Source organism: Ktedonobacterales bacterium (genome assembly GCA_036557285.1).
Classification (GTDB): Bacteria; Chloroflexota; Ktedonobacteria; order Ktedonobacterales; family DATBGS01; genus DATBHW01.
The window spans coordinates 89,550-105,779 of record DATBHW010000044.1; the positions used below are offsets into that span (position 1 = coordinate 89,550).

Annotated in this window: 11 protein-coding genes; 3 read left to right on the forward strand and 8 right to left on the reverse strand. The window is 57.5% G+C overall.

Translation table 11 applies throughout. The features are described from left to right. Nucleotides 1-105: 105 nt before the first annotated feature. Complete coding sequence (locus VH599_13075; GenBank protein HEY7349239.1) at nucleotides 106-1,647, forward strand: O-antigen ligase family protein; 1,542 nt, start codon at nucleotides 106-108, stop codon at nucleotides 1,645-1,647. Nucleotides 1,648-1,757: 110 nt separating this feature from the next. Beyond that, complete coding sequence (locus tag VH599_13080; GenBank protein HEY7349240.1) at nucleotides 1,758-2,933, forward strand: hypothetical protein; 1,176 nt, start codon at nucleotides 1,758-1,760, stop codon at nucleotides 2,931-2,933. A gap of 65 nt (nucleotides 2,934-2,998) precedes the next feature. Here VH599_13080 and VH599_13085 read toward each other — a convergent pair whose 3' ends face one another. The 8 genes from VH599_13085 to VH599_13120 form a co-directional block, all read right to left on the reverse strand. Then, a complete protein-coding gene (locus VH599_13085) occupies nucleotides 2,999-4,474 on the reverse strand; it encodes a sugar transferase (protein HEY7349241.1) in 1,476 nt (491 codons plus the stop codon). A gap of 41 nt (nucleotides 4,475-4,515) precedes the next feature. After that, on the reverse strand, nucleotides 4,516-5,805 hold the full coding sequence (locus tag VH599_13090; protein HEY7349242.1) for a glycosyltransferase family 4 protein: 1,290 nt from the start codon (nucleotides 5,803-5,805) through the stop codon (nucleotides 4,516-4,518). Nucleotides 5,806-5,999: 194 nt separating this feature from the next. Next, a complete protein-coding gene (locus VH599_13095; protein ID HEY7349243.1) occupies nucleotides 6,000-7,286 on the reverse strand; it encodes a glycosyltransferase family 39 protein in 1,287 nt (428 codons plus the stop codon). A 40-nt stretch (nucleotides 7,287-7,326) separates the two neighbouring features. Next, nucleotides 7,327-8,493 carry a glycosyltransferase family 4 protein gene (locus tag VH599_13100; protein ID HEY7349244.1) on the reverse strand — a complete coding sequence of 389 codons (1,167 nt, stop codon included), beginning with the start codon at nucleotides 8,491-8,493 and terminating at the stop codon, nucleotides 7,327-7,329. Between the two features lie 175 nt (nucleotides 8,494-8,668). Next, nucleotides 8,669-9,907, reverse strand: a complete 1,239-nt coding sequence (locus tag VH599_13105) for a glycosyltransferase family 4 protein (GenBank protein HEY7349245.1) — start codon at nucleotides 9,905-9,907, stop codon at nucleotides 8,669-8,671. A gap of 1 nt (nucleotide 9,908) precedes the next feature. Further along, nucleotides 9,909-11,792 carry a lipopolysaccharide biosynthesis protein gene (locus VH599_13110; protein HEY7349246.1) on the reverse strand — a complete coding sequence of 628 codons (1,884 nt, stop codon included), beginning with the start codon at nucleotides 11,790-11,792 and terminating at the stop codon, nucleotides 9,909-9,911. A gap of 34 nt (nucleotides 11,793-11,826) precedes the next feature. Continuing rightward, nucleotides 11,827-12,876 carry a D-glucuronyl C5-epimerase family protein gene (locus VH599_13115; protein ID HEY7349247.1) on the reverse strand — a complete coding sequence of 350 codons (1,050 nt, stop codon included), beginning with the start codon at nucleotides 12,874-12,876 and terminating at the stop codon, nucleotides 11,827-11,829. Between the two features lie 3 nt (nucleotides 12,877-12,879). After that, nucleotides 12,880-15,099: a glycosyltransferase gene (locus VH599_13120; GenBank protein HEY7349248.1), complete on the reverse strand. Its 2,220-nt coding sequence runs from the start codon at nucleotides 15,097-15,099 to the stop codon at nucleotides 12,880-12,882. A 528-nt stretch (nucleotides 15,100-15,627) separates the two neighbouring features. Here VH599_13120 and VH599_13125 point away from each other — a divergent pair. Then, the gene (locus VH599_13125; GenBank protein ID HEY7349249.1) at nucleotides 15,628-16,227 is read left to right on the forward strand and encodes an acyltransferase; all 600 of its coding nucleotides are present in this window, start codon (nucleotides 15,628-15,630) and stop codon (nucleotides 16,225-16,227) included. Nucleotides 16,228-16,230: the final 3 nt, after the last annotated feature.

Consider the following 16,230-nt stretch of genomic DNA (forward strand, 5'->3'; position numbering starts at 1 on the left):
TTGATATAATGGCTCTGCCTTTCAGACAGAAGCGGAGGGCTGGGTGTCGCTTCCCCAGCCTTCCCACTGCCTCGGTTGAAGTAAGGATTGCTAGGAGAGATACTCATGGCCCTGCAAGTCCCCCCACTCGCGCGCCGCTCCAGCGCCTCGGTTCGTTTCGTTGGCCTGGGGCTGTGCCTGGTGTTTACCCTGTTCTTTTTCTGGCCGCATCCGCCCGCCTCCTTGCTCTTGCTGGTGGTGGCAGCCGCGCTGGCCTATCTGCGCCTGGAGATTGCCGTTGCGCTGCTGCCGTTGACCTTCCCCTACTTTCTCTTTCTCAAGCCCCTCAGCCCCAGTGGCTTCCCTTCCTTCTACATTGCAGAACTGGGAATGTTCATCTGCCTGGGGGTGATGGCGCTGCGCCATGTCTTCATGGCGGAAGAGCGACGTGCGACGGGCACATGGCTGCGGGGGCTGTGGCGGCAAGCGGGCGCGTTTATCCCTCCCGCGCTGCTCATCCTGGTTGGGGCTGCGCTGGGCCTGCTGGTCTCTCCGGTCCAGCACGATAGCTTGCGCGCTTATCGCCAGGAAATCATCGAGCCGCTGCTGTATTTCTTGCTGATGCTGCGCTATCTGCGAACGCCCACCGACCTGGCGCGGGCTATCGGGGCGCTCATCCTCTCGTCGCTGGTACTTGCCTGCATTGGCATCGGCCAGGGCATAACTCAATTGACCAGCTTCCGCGACGTGCTGAATCCCGCCACGCTTCGGGTTATTGCCTTCACCTATAGCCCCAATAATCTGGCGTCTCTTCTGGACTATGCGATCCCCATTCTACTGGCGATGGCGCTCTCAGGGATGCGCCGCCCTCGGACGGCTGGTGCAGCCGTCCAGCCGTCCATCTGGCGCGATCCGCTGCGCTGGATCTGTCTGGCGCTGCTGCTCCCGCTGCTGTTGGCGCTCTACTGGACCGACTCGCATGGCGCTGAACTCGCCCTCCTGCTGGTGGCGTTCGGCTTCTTTGCCTTCGAGGTCCGTCGCTGGGTGGTGGTGCTGGGGATAGGAGCCGTCGGCATCCTGGGTGGAGTGCTTTTTTGGTCCCGGCTCGCCGGGCTTTTAAACAGCAAGACGCACGGGACATTTGCTGAGCGGCTCTACATCTGGAAAGCGGGCTTGCTGATGATTCGGGACCATTTCCTGCTGGGCACCGGGCTTCACAGCTTTAGTACCCTCTTCCGGCCTACCGCGCCCAATTCGTATATGCTCCAGGCGCTCGATGGGCAAACTTCCGGCGCTCCCCAAGCCTCAACACCCCACCCCCACGACTTCCTTCTCGACTTCTGGGTCAGTACCGGGTTGCTGGGAGAGATAGGCGTGCTCTGGGTGCTGGGAGCTTTTGCCACCGTTTTTGTGCGCACCTATCGCCTCTGCGCCAGGCTCTCACAAGCCAGGCTCCTCCAGCGCTTGCTGCTTGGGATCGCTGGAGCGATGCTGGCGAGCGTCATTCATGGGCTGGTGGATAACTTTTACTTTTTGCCCGATCTCGCCCTGACCTTCTGGTTCTTCATGGGCATCTTGCTGGTGCTGCGCACGCTTGCCCGACAGGAATATGCCGCCCTTCCTGACGACGCGAAACAACAACGCGAAGAGACAGTGGTTGCCCGGTGAAGCCAACTGGTACCTTCATGCCGAGCATGTTACAACCCGAAGCGGGTCGCGTTGTCTACCGTAGTGGAACCTGGAACCAGGCACTCTTCTCTTCAAAGGAGCTTTTTTCCATGCAAAAATCAACCCGTCTTGCTCCATCGCCAGGTCGGTTGGAAGAACCCCGGCAAGCGACCTGGATCAGGACGATTCTTGCACCAACCCTTATTGTTGGCCTGGCCTACCTGTTTATCCTCGCCCTCTATCCGATACTGCGCGGCTATACCAGCCCACTGGATTTTGCCCATATTGGACAGTTCTACTGCTGCGGCGGTGATAAAACCAGTTCCGGGTATGATGGGCAGTTCTTTTACTATATGGCTGTTGATCCGCTGCACGCTGGCGCACACATGGATAGCGCGCCTTTTCGTTATCAGCGCATCCTCTTCTCGATAGTTGTCTGGGCGCTTTCCCTGGGGGGACAGGCCACACTGGCCGCCTGGTGGCTGTTCATCCTCAACATGGTGGGCACTCTGGCCGGAACGGCGGCTCTGGCGCTCCTGCTGCAACGCAAGGGACTTTCACCCTGGTTTAGCCTGGCCTTTGGCCTCTATTTTGGGCAATTTGCCTCTATAACCCACGATGTCCCCGATGGGCTGGCAGCAGCCTTGATCGTCTTTGCGGCGCTCGCCATTGATCGTGAACGCTGGAAAGAAGCGACGTTGTGGCTGATAGCCGCCGGGCTGACACGCGACACCACTATGATCTTTGCGGGCGCTTTTGCCCTGGACGCGCTCTTCCAGCGGCGCTGGGGCCGGGCAGCGCTGCTCCTCTCCTCCGCCGTCCCACTCATTATCTGGCTCATCATCCTGCGGCTGGCGCTGGGGAAGACTGGCCTGTTCGCCTCCACAGCCGTCAGGTACGTGTTCAAGCCTCCGCTGACGGGCCTGTTGAGCATCGCCAGCACGTCGCCGCGTTTCTTGATAACCGTAGTGGTGATCGCCCTTCCAGCGGCGCTCGCATTGGGCTGGGTGGCACGCGAAATCATCACCAAACAGTGGCGCACTTCGCCTGGATTGCTCTGTGCTGTGGGCATCACTGTCGTCTGGCTGGTCATCTTTTTGAGTGCCGCCATCTATGGAGACCTGACCTCCAGCACCCGCATCGTCATCGGTTTACCGCTGGGCTGGTTGCTCTATGCAGCACTGCGACGCTCGCGGGCGCTCTTATGGCTCGCCACTCCCTGGACCTTAGGGGTAGCCTTGTACGCCATCGCCGTGATTATTCCACTTCAATCCATCATCCCCTGACCTGAAGAAAGCCGAATCGCAAGAGGAGCACGCTGCATCAAGCGGCGAAGAGTCAGCCGGGCCGATCAGGTTCCCTGGAACTTGATGATGGTAATGATGGTACGCGCCAGGATAGTCAGGTCGAAGATGAGCGATTGGTGCCGAATGTAGTAGAGGTCATATTGCAGCTTGCGCAGCGCATCCTCGGTGCTGTTCCCGTAGCGATAGCGAATCTGCGCCCACCCCGTCAGGCCAGGTTTGACCACATGCCGGGTTTGATAAAAGGGGATCTCGCTTCCCAAGAGCTGCACAAACTCCGGGCGCTCCGGGCGAGGGCCGACCAGGCTCATCTCCCCTGCCAACACATTGATGAGCTGCGGGACTTCGTCTAGCCGGACCTTGCGCATCAGCCGGCCCAGGCGCGTCACCCGTGTATCGTGGTCGGTTGCCCAGCGAACGCCGGTCAGGTTTTCGGCGCCATCAATCATCGAGCGCAGCTTCACGATCTTGAAGACTTTGTCACCTCGGCCTACCCGTTCCTGAAGATAGAAGATCGGGCCAGGCGAATCCAGTTTGATCGCCAGCGCGAGCAGCGGAAAGCAGAGGGCGAAGAGCGCCAGGCCGACCAGCGCCAACAGGAGATCAATGCCTCGTTTGAGCGCCTGAGAGAGATTGAACACCAGCGAGCGTTCTTCATGTGGCAGCACCAGCGCCCAGAGGTGCTGATCGACCAGTTCGATAGGGATACGCCCGGTGATCTGCTCATAGAGCATAGGCATGGGTACAATCGCAATGCCCTGTCTATAGCAAGCCATCAAGCCCTGGAAGATGTCATTAGGTACGTCGTTGACATAGGACACGATTAGCTCAGAGACGCCATACTGCTGCACGAGCTTTACGAGTTCTTTTCCCGTACCTAAGAGCGCGGCCCCTTCCACAGCAGGGGTGCGGTCATGCGCACTGGTCACACAGCCGACGATCTCGTAATCGTGTTGTACTTCCTGCTTAATAGCCTCCCAAATGGCCTGGGAGGCGCTGCCGGTACCCACAATCAACACCCGTCGGCGAAAGCTGGACCGGCTGGTCAGAAACAACCGCCCGGCGCGCCACAACGCAATCATGGTCAGAGAGAGGATCGCATAATAGAGAATAAAGGCGCGGGGTAACAGGTTGCGTGGGGCCAGGAGAAAGATAATGCCGTAGGCCAGCACCAGTTGCAACGAGATCCAGGCCAGCCGTGTCACACTGCTGGAGAAACGCGAAGTGACGCGCAGGTTATAGTAATCGTTGGCGTGGGCGAGGGTGAGCCAGAGGAGGGGCAGGACAAAAAACCAGACGACGCGCTCCCAGATAAACGCCAGAGTGAAGGGTTCCTGGGCTGTGAGCGCCCACAGCCACAGCGCACACAGTACCGAGAGCAGTGTCACGGCCATATCGCCCTGTATGAGCAGGATACGGCGTTTCGCTATCGAAAACTGGATTCCCCTGGCAGGTATTGTTGGTCTCCCGCTGTGTTCTTGCGCGCCGGTTTCCAGGGGGAGATCGTCATGCTTAGGTAACATCCATACCGCTCCTTAAGCATCCTCTGATAAGGCGCCCGTCCTCACTGGGCATCTGAGGATCCTCCAAACACGGGAAGATGAGCCTGAGCCTCTTCCTGCCGCCTCTCCAGTAAAGCCAGAAGGCGCTCCTCTAATGTCACGACCAATTGATCCCGATCAAAGTGTGCTTTGACAAACTCGCGTCCCCGCTGGCCCAGGCTCCGGGCCAGCTCTGGCTGATCGCGCAGTTGAAGAATGGTGTGCGCCAGCGCGCTGGCGCTCCCCGGTTCCACATAGAGCGCCGCCCCAGCTTGCTCAGCAATAAGCTGCCGCGCCTCACCATCCACAGCCAGGGCGAGCGGGCGCGCGCAAGCCATAGCTTCGTATGCCTTGACAGGCACAGTTCCCTCGAACAGAGGCGCCTTGAGTACGGATGCCAGGCAGGCATCCGCTGCGGCAATAAACACAGGCAATCGGTCATGAGGTTGCGCGCCCCAAAAGACCACATTTGTTAGGTGTCGCCTCTCTGCCTCGGCCACCAGGGCTGCCTTGGCAGTGCCTTCCCCAAGAATGATCAGCCGAATATCTGGATAAGAACGCAAGTGTTCAGCGGCCTCAAGGAGTACCATCAGACCATGCGCCAGGGCAACGGCTCCCGCATGCAGCAGAATAAAACTGTTGGCATCCCAGCCTACCTCAGCGCGCGCCTGAGCCTGGGGAAGCGGGCGAAATTTTTCGGTATCCACGCCATTGGGTACCAAAAATACTTTCTCAGGAGGCTGGACACGCTTGAGCAGCAGTTGGTGTGTCCCTTGTGTCACCGACCAGATGGCGGCAGCCCGGCGATAGCTGGAGAGTTCAAGCCACTCTGCCAGCCGAATCAGGAAACGATTCCGCAACACGCCCAACTGAACTGCTGCCTCCGGCCAGATGTCCGCGACATTCAACACATAGGGACGCCGTTTGAAGCGCGCCAGGAGACGCCCACCAATGGCATCAAAGAGCGGTGGAGATCCCACCACAATCACATCAGGTTGCCCAACCGCTCTGGCGCCCAGGAAAGGCGCCAGGCAGCCAAAGGAGAGCTGCGAGAGGATGCGGTGGAAAAATCCCTTATGAGGAGTGATATAACTCCATACCCGCACGACGGAGACTCCATCGAGTATCTCACGACGACGGGCGCGGCCACGATATTCAGGGGGTACTTTCCCCAGGGGATAATTTGGCAGCGTCGTCAGCACTGTCACTTTATGCCCCCGCTTGACCAGCCGCACCGCAGTTTCGCTAATCCGCGTTTGAGCCGCCCCAACCTCTGGTGGGTAGTAGGGTGTAAAAAACAAGATGTTTGCCATGTGAACCTATCCTAATCGCTCTTGGGAGCGGCATCCCAGTCCCTCACAGGTTGCTAATATGGTGAACTGTTGCGTATCTCAGGCTCTCGCAACCTCAACTTTTACGACGTACTGTACTAGCCACCCGTAACTGCGTTCACTCATTTCTCCTCATGGCGCACGGGAGGCAGATCTGCGCAGCAACTTCGCTGGCGTTAAACGACAGAGGCTCCTATGACAAAGCCCACGGTGAACAGCGCCAGGAAACCAATAAAGAAGACCAAAATGGCTTCGTGCCAGCGTGGCCTACGTTCTGTCAAGCGGGCCAGCGCCACATAAAACCCAATGGCGGGCAGAAGGTACCGTGATGTCGAATAGGTGTAAGCTGGTAGGTAGGTCGTCAAAGGATCACTGAGCGGGATCAGCAACACGCCCAGACTTAACAGCGTCAGGCTGATCGGCACGCGGAAGCGCCGCAAGCCCCACGGTGTTAGCGCTGCAAGCAAGAGAGCTAATTCCACGATCACGATAGTGAGGTCGAATGCCCGGTCGAACTGATACATGGAGCCAAAGGCTAAATCGCGCATCGTCCACAAGGCCGTCAACAACGTCTGGACCGGCACGACAAAATGACGCCCAAAGCTATCTTCCGCTTGGGAAAACGCCAGCGCGTTGCCCAGGGCGAAGTAGAGGTAGGCCATGTACATTGCCAGCGCCGCTGGAATAGCCAGCAGTGACCAGCCATGACGGAGCCACTTGCGCAAATCCTTGCGACAATACCAGGCCAGCTCGACTATGAAGGGCAGCGCCAGGATGATGCCAAAGAATCGCCCCAGCATGGCAAGTCCGGCAAAGAGGCCCGCCAGCGCGAATTGCTTGCGGCGCAGGAAATAATAGCTGGCAATGAAGACGAGCAAAAACAGGCTTTCGGAATACGCAGCGAACGTGAAGAGCGCCTTGGGAAAGACCATCAAATAAAGCAGGGAACGCTGCGCCGTCGCAGTACCGAATTCCCGGCGCAGCAGCGCGTAAAAAAACCAGGCTGCACCGAAAAACGCGGCATTGGACACCAGCATACCAGCCAGCAGATAAGCATATTTCCCATTAATGAGGCTGAGCGGCTCCGCGACGATCCTGGTGGCAAGGGGCATAAGTGGAAAAAAGGCGCTGCTGATGCCGGGCCTATAGGTTGCGTAGCCCTCGCTGGCAAGGCCAAGATAAAACTTGACATCCCGCTGATCCCACGCCAGGACCAAAGAGGCCACACGGATTCCAGCCCAATTTCGCCCAACATGGTCTGGAGAAAGCAAGGCAAGGGCACCATACGTCAGCGCGATAAAGAACGCGCGGCTCACCACAAACAGCTTCAAAGGATAGGCATTGGGCGAGACAAACCAGCCCACTAACCGCTGCCTGAGCGAAAGCACCTGCTCCCGTTCTTTCACTGCGGGCAAGATATTCGTTGGCATGCCAGAAGCAGTACTATATTGTTCACTAGGCATGGCAATTTGTCCCCTCCGCTTTATGAGCTTACCGCCAGATTCACTCAATGCCACCGTAGTTGGGAAAACTGGCGATGTGTTGGTACAGCGTAATCAGACGCCCACTCTCAACCTCCCAGTGTAGATCTGTTTCACTCGCCCGCAGCGCATTGGTGCGCATCTCCTCCAGAGCTTGAGAATCCGCCAGCAAATCATTGATCGCCTTTCCAATTGCTTCTGGTTCCAACGAGGACACCATGCGCCCGACTTCATAGCGTTGAACAATATCCACAATGGCTTCCAGCGGCGACGTGAGGACAGGCAATCCCACCATCAAATACTCAAAGAGCTTATTCGGCAGGCACAATTGAATACTGACCGAATAGCTCGGTAAAAAAAGGGTAAGACCGATGTCAGCCGAGGCGGCCCACTCCAGCAGTTCTTCATAAGGCACAGCAGGTACGATTTTTACCTGATCGCCCACACCCGTTTCAATGATCAATCTTTCTAATTGAGCTTGTATCGGCCCCTTGCCCATCAAGACGATGACATTGCCGGGAGCCAGGAAACGCGCTGCATAGATCAGCCTATCAAGCGAGCGATTATTCTGGAGACCACCGTGATAGAGGGCGATACGGCTCTCCGCGTCCAGCTTGAGCAGGCGACGCAGCCGATCACTCGTAACCGGGGGCTGGTATACAGGGAGATTGCGAACTACTGTAGCGGTTGGTCCGCCATAACGTCGTTGTAGTTCAGCCACAATAGGAGGTGAGACGGTAAGCACACCGTCACACCGGGGCATCATGCCTCGCAACAGAGCGGCAGTCAGCCAACGGAGAACAGGGCGCCTGGTAATTGAAGGGTCTGTCACTGGTAGTTCGTGGGCATCGTAGACCAGATGTTTGCGCCGGAGAACGGCAGCCAGATAGCAAGCGGGCAAGGCGGTAATATCGTGTGCGTGATATACGTCTGCCGGTGTACGCAGAACCGTGAATAGACTCCCCAGCATCTGGCTGGCCTTTGGCAGGAGCCAGAGCTTGAACGGCCCCAGGTGAGGCCAGGTAGGCGTGCGGGCATGTTTTATCCGAACACCCTGAGCCGTTTCCTCGCGTGGCCGCGCGCGGTCATTTTCAGTATCCACAACCGTGACGGCCAGGCCCGCCTCGACCAGCGAGATAGCCTCGCGCATCACACGAACATCAGTATCCCCCTTTCCTAAGAGGTGCATACAGACCCTCTTACCAGCAAGCCGACTTTCAGGTTGCGTGTGTGCTGTCGGCGTAGTAACAGATGCAGGTTGCCCAATCATCACAATATCCTCTTTGTTATATGAAAGTTCATAGTATGGACATGAGGAAGGATTCGATATACATTGATCATGCGCAGGCCCAGAGGCTGGCCCATCAGCCCTTATCGAAACTACCAAGCACCTGCTGATAGAGTTGCAGCAGGCGCTGGCTTTCAACGTCCCAGCGCAGATCCTTTTGAGCCGCCGCCAGCGCGTTCTTCCTCATGCGCGCCAGCGCCGCGCTATCGGCCAAGAGCCTGTTGATCGCCTCGCCAATCTCCGCTGGCTCCAGCGAAGGAGCCACGACTCCTACGTCATACGTCTTCAGCACATCGGCGACGGCATCCAGCGATGAGGCCAGGACAGGGAGGCCAGCCATCAAATACTCAAAAAGCTTATTGGGCAGGCACATTCGAATACTGAACGAATAGCCTGGGTCAAACAGGGTGAGGCCTATATCGGCTGAGGCCGTCCATTCCAGCAGTTCCTCATAGGGAACCGGCGGAAGAACCTTCACTCGGTCAGCAACCCCCTCCTGAGCAATCAGCGCCTCAAGATCAATATCCATAACATTGCGTCCCATCATCACGATCACAACGCCAGGGTCAAGGAACTTGGCGGCATAGACTAGTCGATCAAGCCCTCGATTTGGCTGAAGGTTGCCCTGATAGAGCGCGATCTGCGTTTGAGGGCTGAGGCCCAGTTGGCGGCGGAGCCGGTCACTGGAAATAGGAGATTGGTAGTTTGGCATATTACGAATCAGTACCGGCGTTGGTCCACCATAGCGGCGCTGCAACTCCTGCGCGATGGGGGGGGAGACTGTAATAACCGCTATGCAGCGCGGAATCATCCACCTGAATGCGCGGGTTGCCAGGGCATGAAGCCGCCGCCACCGAGTCACCCCCTGTTCCACTAATGGCAACTCATGCGCGTCAAAGATGAGTGGCTTCCGGCGCAGCCAGGCGGCAATACAGCAGGCGGGGAGCGCCTTCGTGTCCTGGGCGTGATATACATCGGCAGAGGTACGCAGAAGGGCAAACGTCCCCCGGCAGAACAGCTGGAATGCCTTGACGAGAAACCAGAGCTTGAAGCGGCGGGTAGGAACGAACCAACTGGGCATTCTCACATGTTTCAGCCGGATACCCTGGAAGTCTTCTTCACGAGGGTAGGTGCGCTGGGCCTCCACATCTACAATCGAAACAGCCATCCCTGTTTTCACCAAAGCATCGGCCTCGCGCAGCACGCGGGCATCGATACGCACTCTCCCCAGAACGTGCATGCAGACACGCGCCGGGGCCGCGCTTTGCACCTGATCTGTTGGTGATTGAGGAGTAGAAGAAAGCGTTTGCGCCATGCTACGAGACTCTCCAATCCGAAGCAATACGAGTAATCAAACGAGCGCCATGAGCGCGCAGAAGACCTATCCCTCCTGCCAGGAAGAGAAGAAAGACTCCATAGAGAATCAGGCACACAAAGGTCAGAGGCCAACGCCAGAAGACGCCCCATTCCAGCGAAAACACGTCAGCGCCTATATAGAGCGCGACGCCCATCAGAAGGGCGAGCAAAAAGCGCTTCATTTCATACGGAACAGGATAGATACGTTGATTCGCCAGGTACCCCACCAGGGCCAGCACGATATAAGCAATCAAGGTGGAGGCTGCCGCGCCCGCCGCGCCATAGCGCGGAATCAGTAGCAGATTTAGAGCAAAATTCACAAAGGCCGCCCCCGCTGTGAAGGCGGCGTGCATCCACGTTTTGCGCTGGACACTGACTCCGGTCATAAAGACGCTGTACAGCCCATAAAAGACGAGGGACTCGGCTACAACGGGAATAATGGGCGCCGCCGAGTGGTAGTTTTTCAGAAACAACCAGTCCAACAGGAGGGTGCCACCGATTGAGACGGCAAAAGCTACAAACAGCAGCACCGTGCTGAACCAGCGAAAGATCATCCGAAAGACCTGTGGGGCATCTTTGCGCTTGGCTACAGCATACATTGTGGCAGGCCAGGCCAGGGAAAAGGGGGCAATGACCAGCGTAGCCAATACTGACCCCAGGCTATAGGCGACCGTATAGCTGGCCGTTTGCGCCAGCGAACCGAACAGGCTCAGCAGATAACGGTCGGAGACTTGCAGCACCCAGTAAGAGACAGCACTAAAAACCAGTGGCGTCCCAAATGTGAGCAGGCTCCAGGCAATATCTTTGCGCACACGCAATCTCGAACGCCAGAGGATAACCGGCACAGTACAAAGCGCCACACTGGCATAGCCGCTCCCCGTGGCAAGCAGCGAACCCTCCACTCCCCAACCTAGCAGCCCTACCAGCAGCAGATTAGCGCCCAGCACGATCAGCACATTGCTTATCGAGAGCAAGGAATAGAACAGAGGGCGGTTTTCCGCGCGCAGCCAGGCAAAGCCAGGGACGGTGAGATTCTGCACCACCACAATCCAGGCAGTTGTGGTAATGAGGCCGCCGAGCGACGAGCGGCCATCAAGCAGCACCCCGGCCAGGGCAGGCGCGAGAAGCGAAGCGACAATTGCCACTGGTATGGAGACGAGAGGCAAGAGCACAATGATCGTCGCAAGCACCGAGCGCCGGTCACGCGGCTCAGTGTACTCATAACTATACACGCGAAAGAATGCCGAGCCAAGACCAAGCTGGGTAATGCCTGTCGTTAAACTGAGCACTGTCGTCAGGACGGCAAGCATACCATAAGAATCTTGCGAGAGACGATGTGTCAGGAACGGCGCCAGCACCAACGATACCAGGGGAGAAGCTAACGAGGCGAGCGCATAAATCCCAGAACTCTTCACCATCGTGCGCGCTGTCTCGACATAGCTGGCGGCAGGCGCGCTGCTGACCCTAGGTTCAGTGAGCGCCTCGATACTAGACGATTTAGTCTCTGGGGATACCAGGGTCGCCAGCCTACCATCGGATGAATAATCAGCCTCCACAGGCTCAGGGAGCAGCGACTTTTGCGTCGGCATCCGGGGGAGGGGTTGAGTCGGCCAGTTATTTAGCGTGTAGAGTGGCATTGGGGCAGTTGGAAATTTATCAATATTGAGGTCAGGAAGGGAACTCGAAAGATACTGGGCAAATGCTTCCTCCTCCTCAGGCGAGGATTGGGGATTTGCCTTCTCCTGCTCCTCAGGCAAGAGCGGGCGCTGGGCTTCTCCCTGGACAACCTCATTCGTATTCTGGCGCATCAGACCGATACGCTGATAGAGCTTACTTAAAGGCATGATAAGCTTACCTTAAACTGTACAGCCTGCTATATTACCGACTATCACCTGCTGTCACAGGCGCTGGCCTGGCTACCTGTGGCGCGGACCCTTTGAGGAAGGTTCGCTGTAACCTGCGACGGTAGCGCCACAGGCGGCTGGCGCCGAAGTGACGGAAACGGCTCCAGGAACTCCGCTGATACTGCTCCCAACGCGCCGCCAGGGCCGCGCAATGCGCGCAGCCGGAAAGCTGGGCCAGCACCCGAAGCTGGAGAATATGCAGAGCATGATAGGAGAGGGCGGCCTGATGCTTATTGAAGAGATCATAGCGCGACCAGTAGCCAGTATCATAGTCATCAATCCAGCTATGGAGTGTGGCAAGACTGCGCTGGATCAGTTCGTTGATCTGGCTATCGTTCGTGAGCGCCACATAATCATACAGGCCAAAGAGCGCGTAGAGATAGCCATTGAGAATGTGCGCCGCCGGGTATACGGCCACCTCCTCAAAGAAGACGCCATCCTCCCCCAGAAACACGCTCACCCCACCATCGAGAATATCATGCTCAAAGGGGCGCACACCACGTTGGGCAACCCTGAGAAACTGCTCATTGCCGGTGAGCCGGTAGGCGCGTACCAGGACGGAAATGACATTGCCCTGTGTCATGGCGGAAAGCCAGGGTCCAGGCGCGTGATAGCTGGAGGACGGGAAGGGAATCGGCCAGACGCTCACCTCGCTATCCCGTTGCACTGCATGCTCCACCAGCCAGTTTGCCTGGGTGAGAAACGCCTGCCGGTGCTGCTCGCCCGCAGTCTCTACATAGGCATTCCAATGCGCCAGGGCATAGTGAGCAATGGTCGTTGGCTGATAGCATGCCGGATGCTCGCCCTTCTGCGCATTATATGGAACGCCCTTTTCATCGAGTGTTCCGTGCGGCAGCGCCAGCGCAGCAAACATATCTATCGGATAGAGAGGTAGCTCAGCCGCTTGCTGTGTCGGCTTCGCCAGGCGATAATGAGGCAAGTTGACCTCATTTCGCCATGCCACCCAGTCAGCGATCAGGGGGAGTGAGCGCCACAACGAGCGGCGCCGGGATGGATTGCTCATGCTTTATCTAACCTCCTCAACGATCAGTTCATCTTTGCGCTGTCTCCAATGGACATCATTCACCGCCAAAGGCCATCCAGTGGCCCGCAGCAGGCAGCGTCTGAGTGCCTCAGCGCGATGGTGCGCTTCGATATACGCTCTCGCTCGTGCCCCCATCTCCCGCGTTGTCGGCAGATCACGCAGAGCTTCTGTTAGAGCCGCGCTCACCGCCTCGGCATCGCCAACAGGAATCGCCATGCCACGCCCGTCCGTAAGGAGCGCCGCCTTGGAAGGGGGAACCATCGAAGCAATCACCATCAGCCCCGCAGCCATTGCCTCAAGCACAGCCACTGAATTGATGTCGCGGATGGCCGTAAAAAGGAAAAGATCGCTGATGCTCAAGAGCAGCGCCACATCATCTCTGGTCGTCTCGCCCAACAGCAGGCACGTGGATTCCAGTTGATAACGGCGAATATCCTCCTCAATCCGCGCGCGCAATGGTCCATCTCCGGCAATAACTACGCGCACCCTGGAACCAAGAGTGGTAGGAAGCCTGCTGAGCGCACTGCTGATCCCTTGCAACGCAACATCAATACCCTTTTCAGGCGCCAGCCGATTCACCATAGCGATCACGATGCCATCAGCAGGAAGCTGCAACTGCTTCCGTCGCCTGGCTCTCTCCAGCCCATCACAGGGAGCATAACGCTCCGTATCAATCAGAAAAGGAAAGCGGCTGATCCGGTCTGCGGAGACGCCGAACCCCTGACGGTAAGCTGTCTCAACGGCATCCCCAGCAGGTAAAAAGAAATCTGTAGCACTGGTGGCGACACGAGTCAAGAGGCGGAGTGACGGCCAGTAGCAGGCAAACCGCAAACGCGAAAGCATCCTGGACCGCCAGGGCGCCGCCTCAGACCTTTTCAGCCGTTCAGCGCGAAAGATGGGGCTAGAGGGCAAGGTGATATTGCCATGATCCATGCACACGACTCGCACGCCCGCCAGCCTGGCGGCCAGAGCCGCATAGGCGCCGGTAAAGACCCCATCTTGGGCCAGAATCACATGATAGCGTTGGCCGTGACGAAGCAAGGAAAGCAGCCGCCGCCAGCCAGCAAAGACATAGAACCAGACGTTAGGAAATTGCCAGTAGGCGGTATAGGCATTGCCAAACGAGCGGATCGTCATGCCTTCGTGGTCCTGCCCGATACGCCAGGCCAGGTACTCAATCTCCCACACACCAGCCATCGCCTGCGCCACCCCGGCCAGGACACTGCGCATGCCGCCAGCTACTGGGAAAGCCGTGATGGGTACACAGACCTTTCGCGTACTTTGCTGCCCCGCGCCTTCAGCGCCAGGGAAGAAGCGGCGCTGAAGCCAGAACCAGAATGTTTGTCGCACGCGGCTCGCTTTGCGGGCGAAGAAATAGTGGAAGCGAGAGTGCAGAGCATGTTGGTATCCTGCCCAGCGCGCCGCCAGCGCTGCCCAGGCATCATCGCCCGAAGCGCGCGCCAGCGCCTTGAGTAATGCAATGTGCAGCGCGTGCGTGGCCGGGTCAGCCAGCCGTCTTGAGGCTAAATCCGCGCGCGACCAGTAGCCAGTATCAAACGCGGGCGTCAGGGCGGAAAGCGCAGCAAGACAGCGATGAACAAGCTCAGCAACTCGCGTGTCATCAGCCACTGCCAGATAATCATATAAGCCTAGAAGCGCAATCACGCACACACTGAGATGATGCGCAGCCGGATAAGCGGCTACCTCCTCAAAAAAGATGCCTTCACCTCCAACCGGCGCGCTCACCCCACCATCAAAAATATCCAGATCAAAGGCGCGAACGGCGCGCTGAGCCACGCGCCAAAAAGCTTCATCACCCGTCAGCCGGTAAGCACGCACCAGCACAGAGAGCGCCAGACCCTGTGTGGAGGCGGAAAGTAGTGGCACAGGTTCAGGAAGCGTGGACAACCGCATCAAAACAGGCCAGCCAGACACAGCCTCGGCAAAAGGTGTTGCACGCTCCAGAAACCACGCGGCCTGGGCCAGAAAAGCCATCCGATGCTGCTCTTCACCTGTGACAAGATAGTCGTTCCAGCAAATAAGCGCCTCCTGGGCAGCGATGGTCGGCTGATGACCATTCGGCAATTGATACTCTGACGCATCAGGGGCCGTTTCCTGCTCCTTGAACATCCCACGCGACAACGCCAACAGAGGCGAGAGGTCAAGAGGGTAGGGTGAGAGTCCTTCAGGTTGCCCGCTCATACTGGAACACCTCTGTGTAGCATCGTAATCTTACCTGCTTCTCGATCTGCGCCTGGGCGTTCTTTTCTCGCTTCTCTCCAGGGAGGCTCCTGATGAGAATCTGGCGTTATCTGTCCTGGTGAATGTGCTGAAGGCAGAATCATCAAAGATTAGGATCATCAAAGGTATTTTTATAAGAACACCAAAAGTAGGAACATCAGGCGCATACTCAACACCTGAACAATACACGCACTATACGCCCTTACCGATCTCAATACAAGAGGCGCTTCTGGTCGTGCCGCCCGCATCCAGCCCTTATTAGATAACGAAAGAACGGGTTGGAGGAATACGCCTGAGTCAGTGTTAGCCAATTTTTCCTAGCATAAAACCGGCCATCGCGCGCCTTTCACCTCTACAGCAGAGATGAACGATCACCCCCAACCATCCTTCCCTTGACAGCGATGCGAGAATCAATGTGCCAGGGAATAGGTGAGCTTTCACTCACTCACCCATTCTTTCCCTTCGCCTACTCACAACAGTGGAGAAAGTGTGAACACGATCTTTATTCATCCAACCGCCGATGTCGCCGCCGATGCGCACGTTGGCGAGGGAACGCGCATCTGGAACCAGGCACAAATCCGAGAGGGCGCGCAGATTGGCGCTGAATGTAATATTGGCAAGAACGCCTATATAGACTTCGGTGTTCAGATCGGCAACCGCGTCAAGATTCAGAACAACGTCTCTGTGTATCATGGAGTGACGGTAGAAGATGGGGTTTTTATCGGGCCACACGTCTGCTTCTGCAACGATATGCTCCCACGAGCTATTACCCCATCAGGCGCGCTGAAGGGCCAGGATGATTGGGAAGTGGGGCGAGTGCTGGTACGCACTGGCGCGTCTATCGGGGCTGGCTCCATTATCCTACCCAATGTCACCATCGGTTCTTTCGCGCTCATTGGCGCTGGCTCTGTCGTGACCCGTTCGGTACCCGATCAGGCGCTGATGTTTGGCAATCCAGCGCGCCTGCAAGGGTATGTCTGCCGCTGCGCGCGCAAGCTGGAAAACCTCACGCAAACCCCTTCAGGGTTGACAGGCATCTGTCCGTCCTGCCAGATCAGCTACACGCTGGCAGCAGGAGAACATCGCTAGATA

Excerpts from the sequence above, each read along its gene's own strand:
- VH599_13075 (HEY7349239.1), top strand. The coding sequence starts at position 106 with ATGGCCCTGCAAGTCCCCCCACTCGCGCGCCGCTCCAGCGCCTCGGTT.
- VH599_13080 (HEY7349240.1), top strand. The coding sequence starts at position 1,758 with ATGCAAAAATCAACCCGTCTTGCTCCATCGCCAGGTCGGTTGGAAGAA.
- VH599_13095 (HEY7349243.1), bottom strand. The coding sequence starts at position 7,286 with ATGCCTAGTGAACAATATAGTACTGCTTCTGGCATGCCAACGAATATC.
- VH599_13110 (HEY7349246.1), bottom strand. The coding sequence starts at position 11,792 with ATGCCTTTAAGTAAGCTCTATCAGCGTATCGGTCTGATGCGCCAGAAT.
- VH599_13120 (HEY7349248.1), bottom strand. The coding sequence starts at position 15,099 with ATGAGCGGGCAACCTGAAGGACTCTCACCCTACCCTCTTGACCTCTCG.
- VH599_13115 (HEY7349247.1), bottom strand. The coding sequence starts at position 12,876 with ATGAGCAATCCATCCCGGCGCCGCTCGTTGTGGCGCTCACTCCCCCTG.
- VH599_13090 (HEY7349242.1), bottom strand. The coding sequence starts at position 5,805 with ATGGCAAACATCTTGTTTTTTACACCCTACTACCCACCAGAGGTTGGG.
- VH599_13105 (HEY7349245.1), bottom strand. The coding sequence starts at position 9,907 with ATGGCGCAAACGCTTTCTTCTACTCCTCAATCACCAACAGATCAGGTG.
- VH599_13085 (HEY7349241.1), bottom strand. The coding sequence starts at position 4,474 with ATGTTACCTAAGCATGACGATCTCCCCCTGGAAACCGGCGCGCAAGAA.
- VH599_13100 (HEY7349244.1), bottom strand. The coding sequence starts at position 8,493 with ATGCACCTCTTAGGAAAGGGGGATACTGATGTTCGTGTGATGCGCGAG.